This window comes from Cohnella sp. AR92, from assembly GCF_003990975.1.
GTDB lineage: Bacteria > Bacillota > Bacilli > Paenibacillales > Paenibacillaceae > Cohnella.
Genome location: NZ_RZJR01000022.1, coordinates 1 through 16145 on the forward strand (window position 1 = coordinate 1; position 16145 = coordinate 16145).

Sequence of the window (16145 nt, forward strand, 5' to 3'; positions counted from 1 at the left end):
CTGTGAGCGTCAAAAGCCAGCTGCAGGCCTTATCCACCCTTCGGATCGCGGCTCTCAGTATGCCTCAGCAGAGTACCGGGAACGGTTAACGAAAAACAACATGATAGGCAGCATGAGCCGAAAAGGGAATTGCTATGACAATGCCTGTATTGAGGCATTTCATAGTGTGATAAAGAAAGAGCTCATTTACCAAACCAAATTTAGAACTCGTAAACAAGCCTATGATGCCATTTACGAGTACATCGAGTTAGAGTACAACCGCATTCGCATCCACTCGACCATTAGCTACTTAACTCCACATGCTTGCGAGAAAAAGTACTACGAGCAACTCCAGGGAGCGTAAAGTTGTGTCCACTTTCTTGACAGAGGTACATAAAGCGCCGGGATGCGAGGGAGATAGTCGAGAAAATCGACTAACGGCCGTACAGTGCATTCGCCGCTTATGCCTCCAACCAACTGGGCTCCTGAGCGAAAGGGAGAGGCGGCGTAAGGGGGCGGGACCTGAGCGAAAGGGAGAGGCGGCGTAAGGGGAGCGGCAAGATAGTAGCGGAGAGGCAGGCGGGGGCAGGCCAACGGTGAGGTGCGGAAGAGCAGGGGCGCAAACAGACCTGGTCGCAATAGAACGATTTGATGCATTCTCCTCGAATGCCGCCGTCCGGGCGGCTTTTTTTACATGGATTTGTAGCATGAAGTCGATGGATTTGTTCCTTATTGGAACACGGTCCAGTTGATAGACTTGACGTATCCCATGAAGAAGCGAGGATGAAGCGTTTATGAGAAACAACTGGATGAGGAGACAGCGCCTGCTGGGATACGTGTTCATCGGACCGAGCATGCTTGGCATTCTAGTCTTCTTCTTGATCCCGGCGGCATACTCGTTCGGCCTGATGTTCACGAATTACAAGTTCATGAGTCCGAACGTGGATTTCGTCGGTTTCGATAACATCAAGCGGCTGCTGCACGACGAGCTGTTCTACAAGTCCCTGAAGAATACGGTGCTTTTCCTGCTTGCCGTACCGGTATCGGTCGCTCTCGGCTTCCTGGTCGCGGTCATCCTGAACGAGAAAATCTATCTGAAAAAGCTGCTTAGAGGGCTCTACTTCATGCCTTATATCACCAGCGGCGTCGCGGTCGCGTTCGTCTGGATGCTCTTGTTCCAGCCGAAGCAGGGACCGATCAACGGTTTGCTGAGAAGCATCGGCATCGACAACCCTCCGGGCTGGCTGTCGACGACGACTTCCTCGATGTACGCCATCGATATCATCTGGGTATGGTTCATGCTCGGCTACAACATGATCATCTACCTGGCGGCGCTCCAAGAGGTGTCTCCGGAGCTGATGGAAGCGGCGAAGATCGACGGGGCTCGCAGGGGACAAGTCCTTCGCAAGATCATCTGGCCGCTGGTCAGCCCGACCACCTTCCTGCTGCTCGTGACCGGCCTGATCATGACGATCAAGACGTTCGGCATCATTCAGGCGATCACCCAGGGCGGACCTGGCAACAGCACGACGATCCTGTCCTTGTACGTCTACCAGAACGCTTTCCGTTATTACGATATGGGGTACGCATCGACGATCTCGTGGGCGCTGTTCGCGATCATTCTGATCATTACGGCGGTGCAATGGATCGGACAGAAAAAGTGGGTTCACTATTAAAACGCCGCGACGAAAGGAGGAACCCCGCATGGAGCTTAAACGACGAATGAACATGGATGTGCCGAAGAGGATGCTGGTCACGCTGGTCATGCTGGCGCTCGCGGTCATCATGGTCATCCCCTTTATCTGGATGCTGACGACGTCCCTCAAGACGCCGACGGAAGTGTTCCAATACCCGATCAAGTGGCTTCCCGCCCATCCGACCTGGGATCACCACGTCAAGGTGTGGACGGGGACGAAGAGCTTCGGAACGTATTACCTCAACTCGCTCAAAATCTCGATTATCGGAACGGTAGGGGCGACCTTCATCTCCGCCTTCGCCGCTTACGGGTTCTCGCGAATCGAATTCAAGGGGCGCAACGCCCTGTTCATGATCTACCTGTCCATGATGATGATTCCGCCTCAAGTGCTGTTCGTGCCCAAGTTCATCATGTTCGAATGGGCCGGCATCTACAACACGCACCTGGCGCTTATTCTTCCGGGCTTGTTCACGATCTTCGGCGTGTTCATGATGCGCCAATTTTTCATGACGGTTCCGCATGAGATCTCCGAGTCGGCGTTTATCGACGGAGCGGGACACTTCCGGATTTTCCTCCGGTTGATTCTCCCGCTCGCGAAGCCCGCTCTCGCGACTCTGGCCATCATCGACTTCTCCTGGCAGTGGAACGACTACGAGAACGCCCTCGTCTTCCTGATCGACGAGAAGCTGTACACGGTGCCGCTCGGCCTGCAGAACTTCATTCTCGAGAACATGGTCGACTATAACGGCATGATGGCGGCCGCTTCCGCGGGCATCGTTCCGATGATTCTCGTCTTCGTGCTCGGCCAGCGCTTCATCATTCAAGGCTTAACCAATTCCGCGGTCAAAGGGTGATTCCAATGCGTACCGAAACGATACCATCCGACATCACGGTCGTCGGAGGAGGCTTGTCCGGCGTCTGCGCGGCCGTAGCGGCGGCGCGGCTCGGACGGAAGGTGGCGCTCGTGACCAATCGGCCCGTGCTCGGGGGCAACTCGAGCAGCGAGGTCCGGGTATGGGTGTGCGGGGCCACCGCTCACGGCACGAACCGATACGCCCGGGAGACGGGCATTATGGGCGAGATGTTCGTCGAGAACCAGTTCCGCAATCCGGAGGGCAATCCTTATCTCTGGGATCTGGTCGTGATGGAGACGGTGCGCGCGGAGCCGAACATTCGGCTGTTCCTCAACACCGACGTGCACGAGGTGGAAGCGGAGGGCGGCGAGGAGGATCGCCGCATTCTCTCGGTCACGGGCTGGATGATGGGCTCGGAGCGGCGAATCCGGTATGAGAGCCCGATCTTCCTCGATTGCACGGGCGACGGGCTGATCGGCTTCCTCGCGGGAGCGAAGTATCGGCTGGGGCGGGAAGCGGCCGGCGAGTACGGCGAGGAATGGGCGCCGGAAGTGCCGGACGACATCACGCTCGGCAGCACCTTGCTCTTCTACACGCAGGATGCCGGCAGGCCGGTCAAGTTCGTTCCTCCGAGCTTCGCGAAGGACATTGCGCAGACCCCGATTCCGATCAAGCGGGTCATCCGCAGCGGCGACTCCGGCTGCCATTATTGGTGGATCGAGTGGGGCGGCGAGCTGGACACCGTTCATGACAACGAGCGCATCCGCGACGAGCTGTGGTCCGTCATCTACGGAATCTGGGATTACATCAAGAACTCGGGCCAGTTCGAAGCGGAGACGATGACGCTGGAGTGGGTCGGTTCGATCCCCGGCAAAAGAGAGTACAGACGCTTCGTCGGGGATTACGTGCTGAACCAGAACGACATTATCGGGCAGAACCCGTTCCGCGACCGCATCGGCTTCGGCGGCTGGTCGATCGACCTCCATCCGCCTCAAGGGATGTACGCGGCCGAGAGCGGTTCTAAGCACATGCATGCGGACGGCATCTATCATATTCCGTACCGGTCGCTCTATTCGGCGAACGTCTCGAACCTGCTGTTCGCCGGCCGGAACGTGAGCGCTACGCACGTGGCGTTCGGAACGACGCGGGTCATGGCGACCTGCGCTGTCATGGGCGAAGCGGCGGGCACGGCGGCGGCGATCTGCTCGGAGCTGAGCATGACGCCGCGGCAGGTCTACGAGCGAAAGCTCGACCTCTTGCAGCAGACGATGCTGAAGCAGGACGCTTCGATCGTCGGCATTCGCAACGAGGATGAGAAGGATCTGGCGCGGCAAGCGAGGCTGCGGGCTTCCTCGACCAGAACGCGAATCGCGGTCGAGAACGGAAGCCCTTCGTATCCGCTCGAACAGGATGCGGCCGTTCTTTTCCCGGTCGATCCGGAGCTGAACGGGTTGGAGCTGCTAGTGGACGCGGCTTCGGCAACCGTGTTGACCGTCGAGCTGTGGGAGACGGGGAAGCCGGAGAACTACGTGCCGCATTCGAAGGTGACCGGCGCAACCGCGGCGATCCCGGCGGGGACGAATCAATGGGTCGCCTTCGATCTTGGCTGGAAGCCCGAGAAGCCGCAGAATGCGTTCGTCATCGTAAGGGCGAACGATCAGGTGAGGCTCTATCAGTCGGAGGAGCCGTTCACCGGAGTGTTGGCGTTCGAGAACAAAGCCGTTCTTAACGCGGTTAAGGATCTGGAGGATAAAGACGACAGCCAGCCGGTCGTCGCTTGGAGCATGAAGAAGCTGGTGCGCAAGCCGTTCTGCTTCCGGGTCTCTTCTCCGACAAAGGCCTACGAACCGGCCAAAGCCGTCGGCGGTTATAAGCGGCCGTATGGCGGTCCGCAATTGTGGGTCTCCGAGCCGATCGCGCAAGCAGGCGAGCCGTGGCTGGAGCTGAGCTGGGAGAGGGAGATTCCGCTACGCGAGCTGCGGGTGACATGGAACGACGACGTCAACGAGGACCTGATCAACCTGCATCATCACCGTACGCCGTTCGAGATCATTCCGGAGCTGGCGAAGACGTATCGCGTGGAAGCCCGTTTGGCAGGGGAGTGGCAATCGATTGCTTCCGCGAAGGCCAATCGCCGCCGCACCGTTCGGCACGTTCTGGACACGTCCATGAGAGCAGATGCCGTGCGCATTGTCGTCGAGGAGACGAACGGCGCAGCTTGCGCGGAGGTGGTTGAGGTTCGGGTTTATTCTTAAGAATCAGGTATTTTGTCCTATGCGGATTCGCTGAATGGTGATACGATTGGGGGAAATAAACGTTTTCTCAGAGGGCGAGGACATCGGGTGAACCGCGACCATTGCATGAGATGCGGCCGGTATAAGGCGCTGTCCCCTTGGGGCGGGCGCCTGATTTCTATCTGCAGGAGCTGCCGCAGCGTCCTAGCCCGAGATTGGCAAGCCGCGAACCAGCTGATGCAAGGGGCCAGTCGGGAGCAGCGGACGGATCTGAAGATGAAAATGGACCAGTTTCTGCTTCTCGCCAAGCCGGTCTTTCCTGATTTCTACCAAGGCTGCGAGAGCGGGGGCGACCTGCTGCTGCGAGCGGACCTATGGGAGATCGAAGCGGCTTTCCTCAACGATGAACTGAGCTTTATGCTGCTGCTGTTCTTCGAAGCGTTCACCCGCGCAGAGGGCCATCTTAATGAAGGGGTAAGAGTTCTGTTGCAGCAAGACCCTGCCTATCGCGAACGATTTCTCGCTCGGCTGGCTCGCATCGCGCCGTTCGTTAGAACTCCGAACGGGGATCAGCTTAACGCTTGCCTATAGATGCGACTAACCAGCTTAAACCGGCGTTTCTCATGGCTGCCCATGAAACGCCGGTTTTTTTGAAGATTGGATGCCTTAAGCCTTACTGCGTTCCACCATTATGTCGGCGAGCGTTCAGGACTTTATAGGAGAAGCGGCTGGTCCGTCGTTTGTCTCAGATGACGGTGAGCCGATACTCCTTCTGATTAATAAGATGTATGACCTTGTCCGCCGTAAGCCGGAACGGAGTAACATCGATGAGGGCTCCGGCCCGACTGCTGATCAGTTCCAACATAACCCCGGACACGTATTGCACGTAGAGCTCGCGATCGAACGAGATGGCGACTTGCGATTGTCGATAGAAGTCCATCAGCAAGCGACTCAGTCGGACGAAAAACAGTTGGCGGATGCCGGGGTGGCGAAGAGCCCGCAGGAACGCTTGATTGGCATCGATGGCGGCGAACAGGCGGTCGCAGGCTTCCATGCAGCCGCGTTCCCCTTGATGGGGAGAGACGGACAGCTGCGGGAGGATTTGGTCTCCGAAGTCGTCGACCATTCGCTCGATCAACTGCTGTTTGTCCTTATAATGCGCATAGAAGGTAGCGCGGCGAATGTTCGCCCGGTCGGCGATACTCTTGACCGTGATCGCTTCTTCCGGAACGTCATCCTTCACCAGGCTTAGGTAAGCGGCATGGATGGAGTCTCGGGTTCGGACAATCCGCCGATCCTCGGGGAGGCACTCCGCCCGTTCGCTCCAAACGCTCTTCGTCCACTCCGGATCGAGAAAGTACCACCCTGCTCTTTTCTCCTTATGCAGCCGCTGAAGCTGCTCGTCGATCTCTTCGACGGAGTATTCGTACCCGCTTCTCACCCAGTAGCCGATCAAGGAAATGGCGGCAAGGGCAAGATATTCGGCCGTATCCTCCATATTGATATCTCCGCTAGGGGTAATGGGAGTGAAGTTCAGCTCCGTTTTGTACATCTGCACGAAGAAATCATAGAAGCCGAGGAGCATCTTCGTGCTCGCGTTCCCACTCCATAGATAATCGAAGAAAGGGGAATGCTCGGCAACGAATCGAAACACGGGCTTCATCGAAGGAAATACCGCGAAGTCGACCGTTCTATTCTTGCCGAAGGAGTCCCGTATCGATTGCACGTAGCCTTCTTGGATATCCTCGACGAGATCCTGAAGCAATTCCTCTTTGTTATGGTAGTTGTTATAGAAGGCGGTACGGCTCAATTGAGCCTGCTTGGTAATATCCGTAATGGTTGTATGATCGTAACCGCCTGTCGAGATAACCGACAATAGCGATTCTTTGAGTTTCCGCTGCGCGGAACGGTCTCGGTAAGGGGACTCGACATCCAACGGAATTCACCTCGCAATGTCACGTCGTTGACACAATCGGGCCTAATGTACGCTATCGTACACTGTTTTGCCATATGGTTACTGCTTCGATATTCCTAGTCTCTATACTATAAATCGGAGTCAGTCAAACTTGCAAAATTGACAACCATCAAACCTTGAAGGAGACGGATAATATGAAGATTCAAGCAGCTATCACTCGCGACTCGACGTCGCCGTTCGAACTCGAAGAGATCGAGATCAAGGAGCCGAAAGCAAACGAGGTTCTTGTCCGAATCGTGGCGTCCGGCGTCTGCCATACCGACGCGACGGCGCGCGACCTGTCGATGGTTCCGTTCCCGGCCGTGCTCGGCCACGAAGGATCGGGCATCGTCGAGAAGGTCGGCTCGAACGTGACGACGGTCGCGCCTGGAGACCATGTCGTTCTGTCCTTCGCATCCTGCGGACATTGCGAGAATTGCCTGAGCGGCATGCCGGCATACTGCCTCGACTTTATGAAGCTTAACTTCGCTGGCGTCATGGCGGACGGCGAATCCCCGCTGCATCAGCATGGCGAGCGCCTGAGCAACTTCTTCGGCCAATCGTCGTTCGCGACTTACGCCATCGCAAGCGAGAGAAGCGTCGTTAAGGTGGACAAGGATGTCGACCTCGCGTTGCTCGGACCTCTGGGCTGCGGCATTCAGACGGGCAGTGGCACTGTGTTCAACACGCTGCAGCCGAAGTTCGGCGAGACGATCGCGATTTTCGGAGCCGGCGGTGTCGGCCTTAGCGCCGTCATGGCCGCGAACATCATCGGCTGCTCCAAGATTATCGTTCTCGACATCGTGGATAGCCGTCTTGAGCTGGCCAAAGAGCTGGGCGCGACTCACGTGATCAACACCAAGGAGATGGACGCGGTCGAAGAGATCCGCAAGCTGACCGGCTACGGCGTCAACTACACGTTGGACACGACAGGCATCCCATTCATCCTCTCCCAAGCGGTAGAAGCCCTGAAGCCGCTCGGCACGGCTGCATTCGTCGTAAGCGCGCCGGACCTGTCCAAGTCCCAGACGTTCTCCCTGGGCAAGCGCGTCGTCTCCGGCATCGAAGGTGACGCGGTTCCGCAATTGTTCATCCCGCAATTGATCGAGTACTACAAGCAAGGACGCTTCCCGTTCGACAAGCTGGTTAAGTTCTATGAGTTCAGCCGGATCAACGAAGCGTTCGCCGACTCCAAGTCGGGCGTAACGGTCAAGCCGATCATCAAGATGGGCTGATTGCTCCACTTCACTATTATATCTCATTAACGACAGAGAGCTGGTCGGCTGCCTCATGGCGGTTCGATCAGCTCTTTTGTATCCCTTGCAACCGCCCCGCCCCGTCTCTCGTCTAATCTGAAAACACGCCATAATCCAGGGAGATGCAGGAAGATGCAAGCTAACATCAGAGAAAATCTTACGAACAAGAAGCGCGCGGCCAAACGGGTGATTCCATTCGCCTTAGGCCTGACTCTCTCGGCATCCTTATGGCTCGGCGCTTTGGGACACGCATCCGCGGATACGTCCTATAAGACGATTAACCAATCGTTCAAGATCGGCGGGGCCGCCACTTCCATCTCCGTTCTCAATTCTTACGACACGACCTATGTCGGCCTGCGTTTGCTGAACGACAAGCTGGGACTCAAGACGGATTGGAACAAGCAAGCCAAGACGGTTACGATCGCCGGCAACGGAAGGGAGCTCGTTCTCGGACTGGAGTCGGGCGAACTGGAGCTGAACGGACAGCATATCTACGGGCTGCCTCCGATCGTAAGCAACAATTCGACGTATCTGCCGCTTCGGTTCCTCCTGGAACGAATGGGCTACGAGATCGTCTATGACTCCCGATCGAAAGCGATCGAGATCTCGAAGATCGCGGAGAATTCCGTCGTTATCAATAACGGCAAGATCGCGTACGGCGATCCGAAGAAGAAGCTCGATCTGGAAGTGAACTATCCGGTCCTGTCGGGTCTGACGAATAAGGAAGCCCAGCAGAAGATCAACGATTACCTGAAGCAAGAGGCCGAGACCCGCGCGGCGGACGGCAAGAAGGGCCTGCTCGAGATGGCTAGCGATACCGGCGAATGGCAAGTCCAACTCACCGGGAATTACACGGTAAGCTACAATGAGCAAGGACGGCTCAGCCTCTACGTGGATTACTACGAATATACGGGCGGCGCCCATGGCGGTACGGCGAGAGTGCCGTATACCTTCGATCTGAGCACCGGGAACCTGTTGACCCTCCGGGAGGTCACCAAGCAGAATCCGAATGCCGTATCGATCATCAATAAGGCGATCAATGCCCAACTGATGGCAAGGAAGCTGGATCAGAGCCTTCTGACGCCGTTCGACGGGATCAAGGCCGATCGCCCCTTCTATCTGAACCACAACGGCCTCGTCGTCTTCTTCGAGCAATATGAATACCTGCCTTATGCGTACGGCATGCAGGAATTCGTCATTCCACTGAAGTCCTTCGAATAATTCGCGGCAGTTCCGGGAGCGGGCGGATAACCTTCGGGTTGTCCGCTCGCTTTGTGTTATAATGACGGCAACGGAGAATAATGGATCAATGGAGGACAGGCATGCTAAGTTTCGAAGAGAAGCTCGCCATCGCGGATTCGTTCCCGGAGCTTGAGCGCAGGAACGTGTCGATGGGGCGCGTGAATTACCATTTTGAAGGCAGCTTATATGAGAAAAAAACGGTGGTCTACCGTCTGCATCCGAATGGCGGAGGATACGTCTACGCGGGACGGCTTCGGGAATACGACGGCGTCGCGGACGAGAAGGGAATGCTCGGCATCCGGGACTTCACCGCGGAGCAGTTCCGCGAGGTGATCGCGAAGGCGATCGCATCCCTGGCGGACGCTAGCGGGTTAGCCGAGCCGGCAGCCAAGGCGGACCAGCCGGCCAAGCCTTCCAAGGAAGAGCGCTGGATCAACGAGCAAAAGCAGACGCTGGAGCTGAAGCTGGAGGACGAGGATATCGGCGGCATGTGGTACGTCTATTCGGGCCTTAACCTCGACGCCGTATTCGAAACTTATCGGGAAGCGGCCGAGTACCTGAAGGAAGAAGGCTTCGCCCGCGCCTGAGGCTTCAAGGAGGGATACGCTAATGGAAGCAACCGCGCAGCAAGTGGCGGAGTGGATGGTGAACGAGATTCGCGAGCGCGGAATGCTCCGCCAGGAGGAGGCCATCGTCTATGTGAAGGCTAACTTCGGCGAGCAATTCGTATTCGTTAACGAGGCGGGCAACCTGTCCCTCGAGAAGGAAGTGAAGAAGGCGTTCCGCAAGCTCCATCGCGGCCGGATCGCCTGGGACCGGGACGGGTTCTTCTGGGGCTGGACCTAGGTTGATGGTATAATGGACGGGGTCTGCGGCGGAATAGCCGGCTAATCTGCTAAACATAAAGGAGATACATACATGAAGAACACAGACGCGTTTATCGGAGAGTGGCTCAGCCACCGCAAAGTCCTGCTTCAGATGCTGGAGGAAGTGAAGACCGAACAGCTCGGCTACAAGCCATGGGAGCAAGCGATGTCGCTCTCGCAGCAGGCGCTGCATATTGTCGGAGCCATGGACATGTTCGCGGCGACCGTGAAGAACGGAACCTTCACCCCGGGTCAACCGCCGAAGGAGTTCTCGACGGCGGAAGAGCTTCGGGCGATTATCGCCGAATCGACCAAGGCGACCGAAGCGGTTCTTCGTTCGATCGCGGTGGAGCAATTGGAGAAGGCCGTCGACTTCCATGGCCGCTCCATGCCTGGCAGCGTGCTGCTTCAGAATGCCAAGGATCATGAGATCCATCACAAAGGCCAGCTATTCGTTTACCTGCGCCTGCTTGGAATCGAGAAGCTGCCGTTCTTCGTGAGCCGCGGCTAATCGCAGCATTAGGCAGAACTCTTCATCCAAACTCCCTCATCGTTTAAAGACGATGAGGGAGTTTTGTTGTTATTCGGACTTTTGAATCGTTCCATAGAACTTCTCTATAACACAAAGGAAGGAGCTTCTTTTACTATTACAGTTAAATCCTAGTTAAATACACGGTATTAGGGCCGAAGTTGAAAAAAGAGATGAGGAGCGGTTGGCATGGCTGAGAAACGGAAGCTGAGATTGGGAGCGACCATTCACGGGGTAGGCTCCAGCGTATCGGCATGGCGGCATCCCGGCATTCAATCGGATGCAAGCATCAACATCGGCTATTATCAAAGGCAGGCCCTCAAGGCGGAGGAAGGGAAGTTCGACTTTATCTTTATCGCCGACGGCCTATTCATTAATGAGAAGGCGATTCCTCACTTCCTGAATCGGTTCGAACCGGTCACGCTTCTCTCTTCTCTGGCGGCGGTCACCTCCAAGATCGGGCTGGTCGGCACGCTGTCCACCTCCTACAGCGAACCTTTCACTGTAGCGAGACAATTCGCTTCCTTGGATCATATCAGCGGAGGCCGCGCGGGCTGGAACGTCGTCACGTCTCCGGGCGAAGGGGCGGCGTCCAACTTCAACAAAGGGGCGCACCCGGATCACTCGACCCGTTACGAGATCGCGGAAGAGCACCTCGAGGTTGTGAGGGGCTTGTGGGATTCGTGGGAGGACGATGCTTTCGTTCGCGACAAAGAGAGCGGGGTATTCTTCGATCCGGAGAAGCTTCATCGGCTTGACCACAAGGGCAAGCATTTCTCCGTGCAGGGTCCGCTGAACATCGCGCGCTCTAAGCAGGGGCATCCTATCGTGTTCCAGGCCGGTTCTTCGGATTCCGGGAAGAACCTGGCGGCGAAGACGGCGGACGCCGTCTTCACCGGGCATGAGACGCTGGAGGAGGCGAAGCAGTTCTATGACGACGTGAAGCGGCGCGCGGCGGAATACGGCCGTTCGCCGGACAGCATTCTGATCTTCCCGGGAATCGGCCCGATCGTCGGCCGGACCGCGGAAGAGGCGGAACGCAAGTATGAAGAGACGGCGTCCCTTGGCTCCATCGAAGATGCCCTGCAATATCTGGGCCGGTTCTTCGACCACCACGACTTCTCCCAGTATCCGCTGGATGAGCCGTTCCCGGAGCTCGGCGATCTCGGCTCGAACGGCTTCCGCAGCACGACGGACCGGATCAAGGCTCGGGCGAAGGAGCGGAACCTGACGCTTCGCCAAGCGGCGCTCCAGTCCGCGACGCCACGCGGCGACTTCATCGGGACGCCCGAGCAGGTCGCCGACCGTATCCAGGAGTGGTTCGAAGCGGGAGCGGCCGACGGGTTCATTATCGGCTCGAACGTCCCGAACGGGCTGAACGACTTCGTGGAGCATGTCATCCCGATTCTGCAAGAACGCGGACTTTACCGCACCGAGTACGAGCAAGACACGCTGCGCGGCCATCTGGGCCTTAGCTTCCCGATCAACCGCTATTCCAAGAAGCCCGTTTCTTTATGAGAAGAGGCAAGACAGGACGAGATTCGCATCCGGCGAACTCGCCTGTCTTTTTTTGTTAAGGTTCATATTCAGTTAATAATCCCCCATTAAGATTCATCCATAACCGGTTAGCGAGAGAGAAACGGGAGGGAAACGTTCATGATAAACGAGTTTAACCGCCATGGGGCGAAGTCCCAAGGAGAATGGGCGGTCGAAGCCAACGGCCTGGTGAAGATCTTCGGAGACAATCGGGCGGTAGACGGCGTGGACCTGAAGGTTCGCGCAGGAACGATCTATGGGGTGCTGGGGCCGAACGGAGCGGGCAAAACGACGACGATCCGCATGCTCGCCACCTTGCTGAAGCCGGACGGGGGATCGGCCAAGATCTTCGGCCACGACGTGACGAAGGAGTCGCAGATCGTCCGTCAGTTGATCGGCGTGACCGGTCAGTACGCTTCGGTCGACGAGTCGCTGAGCGCGACGGAGAACCTGATCATCTTCTCCCGCTTGCTCGGCTTGGGACGCGCGGAAGCGAAGCGCAAGGCCGCCGAGCTGCTGGAGGAATTCGGCCTGACGGAAGCGGCGAAGCGGCCGCTGAAGAACTTCTCCGGCGGGATGAGGCGCCGGCTAGACCTCGCGGCCAGCCTGATCGCGCAGCCGCCGCTGATCTTCCTTGACGAGCCGACGACGGGGCTCGATCCGCGCACGCGGAATCAGATGTGGGACACGATTCGCCGCTTGGTGAAGACCGGTTCGACCGTGCTTCTGACGACGCAATACCTCGACGAAGCCGACCAGCTTGCCGACCGGATCGCGGTTATCGACCGCGGCCGCGTCGTGGCGGAAGGCACCGCGGATGAGCTCAAGGCATCCGTCGGCACTTCCTCGCTGCATCTAAGGCCCGAGAATTCGCAGGACATCGAGAAGGCTCGCCAGATCGTGGAGCGAGTGCTTCAGGTGCCGACCAGCGTCAATGCGGAAGCGAGCAAGCTCACGGCTCCGATGGATGACGCCGATCGCGTGACCGACCTGCTCATCGCGCTTCGCGAAGCGGGGATCCATCTGACCGAGATGAGCGTGCAGAAGCCGACCCTTGACGAAGTATTCCTGACGATTACGGGCCATGGCTTACCGGCGGAAGATGAGGCGGAGACAAAAGGATCGGATAAGAAGAAGGAGGCAGTAGGATGAGCACGGGAACCACGACTGTGACTGCAACGACCGGGCGCAAGCTGAAGAACCGCACGAGCCTGGGCCAAACCATACGGAATTCCTTGACGATGGCGTACCGGGGGCTGCTGAAGATCCGGCGCACTCCGGAGCAGCTATTCGACGTTACTCTGCAACCGATCATTTTCACCTTGATGTTCACTTATATTTTCGGCGGGGCGATCTCGGGGGACGTTGCATCTTACCTTCCGGTCATCATTCCGGGAATTCTGGTACAGACCGTCATCACCACTTCGGTCGTAACGGGCGTCCAACTAAGAGAGGACATGGACAAGGGCGTGTTCGATCGCTTCAAGTCGCTGCCGATCGCGCGGATCGCCCCGTTGGCGGGGGCGCTGCTGGCCGATACGATCCGCTACGCGATCGCCACGACTCTGACCTTCGCAATGGGCTATATCATGGGATACCGTCCGGACGGCGGCTTCGGTTACGTTGTCTTGGCAGGACTGCTCGTCATCGCCTGCTCTTGGGCTTTGAGCTGGATCTTCGCCTTCTTCGGGGTCATCGCCCGGACGGCATCCAGCGTGCAAGGGATCTCGATGCTCATCCTCTTCCCGCTGACGTTCCTCTCCAACGCGTTCGTGCCGGTCGATACGCTGCCGGATTGGCTGAAGTGGTTCGCGAAGATCAATCCGATCTCCCATCTGATCACGGCGGTCCGCGATCTGACGAATTCGGGAACGGCCGGCAGCGATCTCGTGATCTCGCTTATCGGAGCCGCGGTCATCGTGGCGGTCTTCGCGCCGCTCACCGTTAAGGCTTATATGCGCAGAACCTAATTAGGCCAGGACATGCGGATCTTGGGGCGGGCTTGGCGGACCTCCGCCATGAGTTCCTTCAAGCTCTTCCCCTGCTCCCGGATGTCGTCCAGGTAGACGTCCGCGCCAATGACTCCCTTATCGAGAATAACCGCGCGGTCGATGACGTTCTCGATCTCGTCGATCAGATGGGTCGTGAGCAGAACGGTCTCATGGCCGTTCAGGCTGGAGATCAGCCGCTTCAAGGATTCTTGCCGGACGAATATATCTTTGCCGACGAAAGGTTCGTCGAGGATCAGGTAATCGGCCTTCTTCGCCAGGCCGGCGCAGATCTCGAGCTGCAGCTTCTGCCCCCGCGAGAACGTCCGAATTTTTCGGGTGGCGGGCAGCTCATAATCGTCAATCAGTTGGTCGTAATAAGCACGATCGAACCGAGGGAAGAATTCCTCCAGCCAGCGTCCGTATTGCATCGGGCTCAGGTTCGGAAGGAAGCTTCCCTCTTCCGTTAAGAACGCCATGCGATCGTACTGCTCCGTCGCGGGTTTTCCGTCGATCCACACCTCTCCGCCCTGGATTTCTCCGATCCCCATGATCGTCTTGAGCAGGGTGGTCTTGCCGCTGCCGTTCTCGCCCAGAATGCCGACGATCTCTCCCGTGGGAATCGTCAGCTCGTTGACGTAAAGCTTGGATGGGCTCGCGGGGTAACGCTTATCCACATATTTGAGTTCGATCATGAGCGGGTCTCCTTTCGGGCTTGATTAGGGAATGGAGATCTTACGGAAGTTCCGATAGCGAACGGAGTCGTCCGGGAATCCGCCGTTGTCCGTACGATTGAGCAACTCGAGCAAGTCGTCGTTTATGTCGGTCACGAGCTCCCCTTGGTAGAGTAAGGCCGAGTCGTCGTATGCATAAACGTATCCATGCCAAGGGAACGTCAGACGGTTCGGGAGATCCTTCTCATCTGTTTGCTCTCTTGTCGTTCTGAATACATAGAGCTTTCCATTCCGTTCTCTCATATAGGTGAGGCTATTATAATCCTCTTCCTCGCTGTCCTCGAGATTTAGGCGGGCGACGTTCTCCAGCTCGACACCGTTCGAAAGGTTCACGCTCAGGAGCAGCTGGGGACCGCCCGGAAAACGAAGATACAATCGATTCTCCCCGTCTACCGACTCCGCTTTATAGGCGGGTTTATAGGAATCCCCATCGGACGCCATCTGGTTCAAGCGGAAATCCGGCAGTCGCGCTTCCCCGAGCAGGCTGCCGCTGGCGCTGTCGAAGCTTCGGATGCGGAGCGTCTCGTTCTCCGCGCTTAGAAGAACCAGCTTGTCGCCTACGGCTTCGAGTCCGAGCACGTCGATTCCGTTCGCTTCGGAAGGTTCCTCCGGCTCCAAACTGTACTCGACGACGGGGACCGCTTTGTAATTGGCAAGTTTATTCTGCATTTCAAGGACCCAATCGTAGAAGGTCAATTCATAGATGGTGCCTGTTCCTTTCGTTCCGGCAATAACGGGCGGCGTAAAGAAGACCTTGTCTCCGATCTTGGCGATGCCATAAGGCAGCTCGTTTGTAAAGACGGGTTTATTCTTCGTCGGGTATTCGAGTTGCGGATTCACCGAGGTCTTGCCCGAGATCAGCCAAAGTCCAGTCAACTCGTTAGCGGTATAAGAGGAGATAGCAATCTGATTGCTGTCTATTTGAGCCATATAGATCCAGCCCGGAATTCTGTTGCCACCCGTCCAGAATTCCATAAATGGCTGAACCCGCTTTGGCTGTTCGTTCAGATGAGTATTGGACGTCAGCCGTCCATCCCGAATAGCGAACGCCGTCCTCTGGTAGCCGTCGCTTAATTCCCCGCCGATCGAGACGCCGTTCAAGGCTTCGCGGCTGCCGCTGATATCCTTCAAGTAGAAGGTGCCGTTGTCTTTTCTCGCGAAGGCGTCCGCAGCAGTCCCCAGAATGATGATGAGGGCTGCGGCAAGGGCGAACAGGGCGGCATGTTTTCTAATGAATCTCGGCATTCTTGGCAATCGTAAACGCATCTCGGTCCCTC

16 protein-coding genes are annotated in these 16145 nt (G+C 57.2%); 13 read left to right on the forward strand and 3 right to left on the reverse strand.

Annotated features, from left to right (window positions below; translation table 11 throughout):
• The 5 genes from ELR57_RS25755 to ELR57_RS25775 form a co-directional block, all read left to right on the forward strand.
• A partial coding sequence (locus ELR57_RS25755; RefSeq protein WP_148125563.1) for an IS3 family transposase occupies window positions 1-343 on the forward strand: 343 nt, incomplete at its 5' end.
• A gap of 430 nt (window positions 344-773) precedes the next feature.
• Window positions 774-1655 (forward strand): carbohydrate ABC transporter permease, encoded by an 882-nt coding sequence (locus ELR57_RS25760; protein ID WP_126962449.1) that lies wholly within the window; start codon window positions 774-776, stop codon window positions 1653-1655.
• Window positions 1656-1683: 28 nt separating this feature from the next.
• Window positions 1684-2529 (forward strand): carbohydrate ABC transporter permease, encoded by an 846-nt coding sequence (locus ELR57_RS25765; protein WP_238162696.1) that lies wholly within the window; start codon window positions 1684-1686, stop codon window positions 2527-2529.
• 5 nt (window positions 2530-2534) lie between these two features.
• A complete protein-coding gene (locus tag ELR57_RS25770; protein ID WP_126962451.1) occupies window positions 2535-4784 on the forward strand; it encodes an FAD-dependent oxidoreductase in 2250 nt (749 codons plus the stop codon).
• An 87-nt stretch (window positions 4785-4871) separates the two neighbouring features.
• Entirely contained in the window at window positions 4872-5354 is a 483-nt protein-coding gene (locus ELR57_RS25775; protein ID WP_126962453.1) for a hypothetical protein, read from the forward strand.
• Between the two features lie 154 nt (window positions 5355-5508).
• Here the strand turns inward: ELR57_RS25775 and ELR57_RS25780 are convergent, their stop codons facing one another.
• Window positions 5509-6699, reverse strand: coding sequence for a TetR/AcrR family transcriptional regulator (locus tag ELR57_RS25780; RefSeq protein WP_126962455.1), 1191 nt, complete (start codon window positions 6697-6699; stop codon window positions 5509-5511).
• Between the two features lie 173 nt (window positions 6700-6872).
• On the opposite strand from ELR57_RS25780, the gene ELR57_RS25785 reads away from it, so the two are divergent.
• The 8 genes from ELR57_RS25785 (at window position 6873) to ELR57_RS25820 (ending at window position 14116) form a co-directional block, all read left to right on the forward strand.
• Window positions 6873-7952, forward strand: a complete 1080-nt coding sequence (locus ELR57_RS25785) for an NAD(P)-dependent alcohol dehydrogenase (protein WP_126962457.1) — start codon at window positions 6873-6875, stop codon at window positions 7950-7952.
• A 153-nt stretch (window positions 7953-8105) separates the two neighbouring features.
• A complete protein-coding gene (locus ELR57_RS25790; RefSeq protein WP_126962459.1) occupies window positions 8106-9194 on the forward strand; it encodes a stalk domain-containing protein in 1089 nt (362 codons plus the stop codon).
• A gap of 101 nt (window positions 9195-9295) precedes the next feature.
• Window positions 9296-9802, forward strand: coding sequence for a hypothetical protein (locus ELR57_RS25795; protein WP_126962460.1), 507 nt, complete (start codon window positions 9296-9298; stop codon window positions 9800-9802).
• Window positions 9803-9824: 22 nt separating this feature from the next.
• Window positions 9825-10061, forward strand: a complete 237-nt coding sequence (locus ELR57_RS25800; RefSeq protein WP_126962462.1) for a DUF6953 family protein — start codon at window positions 9825-9827, stop codon at window positions 10059-10061.
• 72 nt (window positions 10062-10133) lie between these two features.
• Window positions 10134-10592, forward strand: a complete 459-nt coding sequence (locus ELR57_RS25805) for a DinB family protein (RefSeq protein ID WP_126962464.1) — start codon at window positions 10134-10136, stop codon at window positions 10590-10592.
• A 207-nt stretch (window positions 10593-10799) separates the two neighbouring features.
• Entirely contained in the window at window positions 10800-12128 is a 1329-nt protein-coding gene (locus tag ELR57_RS25810) for an LLM class flavin-dependent oxidoreductase (RefSeq protein WP_126962466.1), read from the forward strand.
• 138 nt (window positions 12129-12266) lie between these two features.
• Window positions 12267-13298 (forward strand): ATP-binding cassette domain-containing protein, encoded by a 1032-nt coding sequence (locus tag ELR57_RS25815; protein WP_126962468.1) that lies wholly within the window; start codon window positions 12267-12269, stop codon window positions 13296-13298.
• Entirely contained in the window at window positions 13295-14116 is an 822-nt protein-coding gene (locus tag ELR57_RS25820) for an ABC transporter permease (RefSeq protein ID WP_126962470.1), read from the forward strand. The genes ELR57_RS25815 and ELR57_RS25820 overlap by 4 nt, the downstream gene beginning before the upstream one ends.
• Here the strand turns inward: ELR57_RS25820 and ELR57_RS25825 are convergent.
• Window positions 14113-14829 carry an ATP-binding cassette domain-containing protein gene (locus ELR57_RS25825; protein WP_126962472.1) on the reverse strand — a complete coding sequence of 239 codons (717 nt, stop codon included), beginning with the start codon at window positions 14827-14829 and terminating at the stop codon, window positions 14113-14115. The two genes, ELR57_RS25820 and ELR57_RS25825, sit on opposite strands and share 4 nt — an antisense overlap.
• A gap of 24 nt (window positions 14830-14853) precedes the next feature.
• Entirely contained in the window at window positions 14854-16134 is a 1281-nt protein-coding gene (locus tag ELR57_RS25830) for a hypothetical protein (RefSeq protein WP_126962474.1), read from the reverse strand.
• Window positions 16135-16145: the final 11 nt, after the last annotated feature.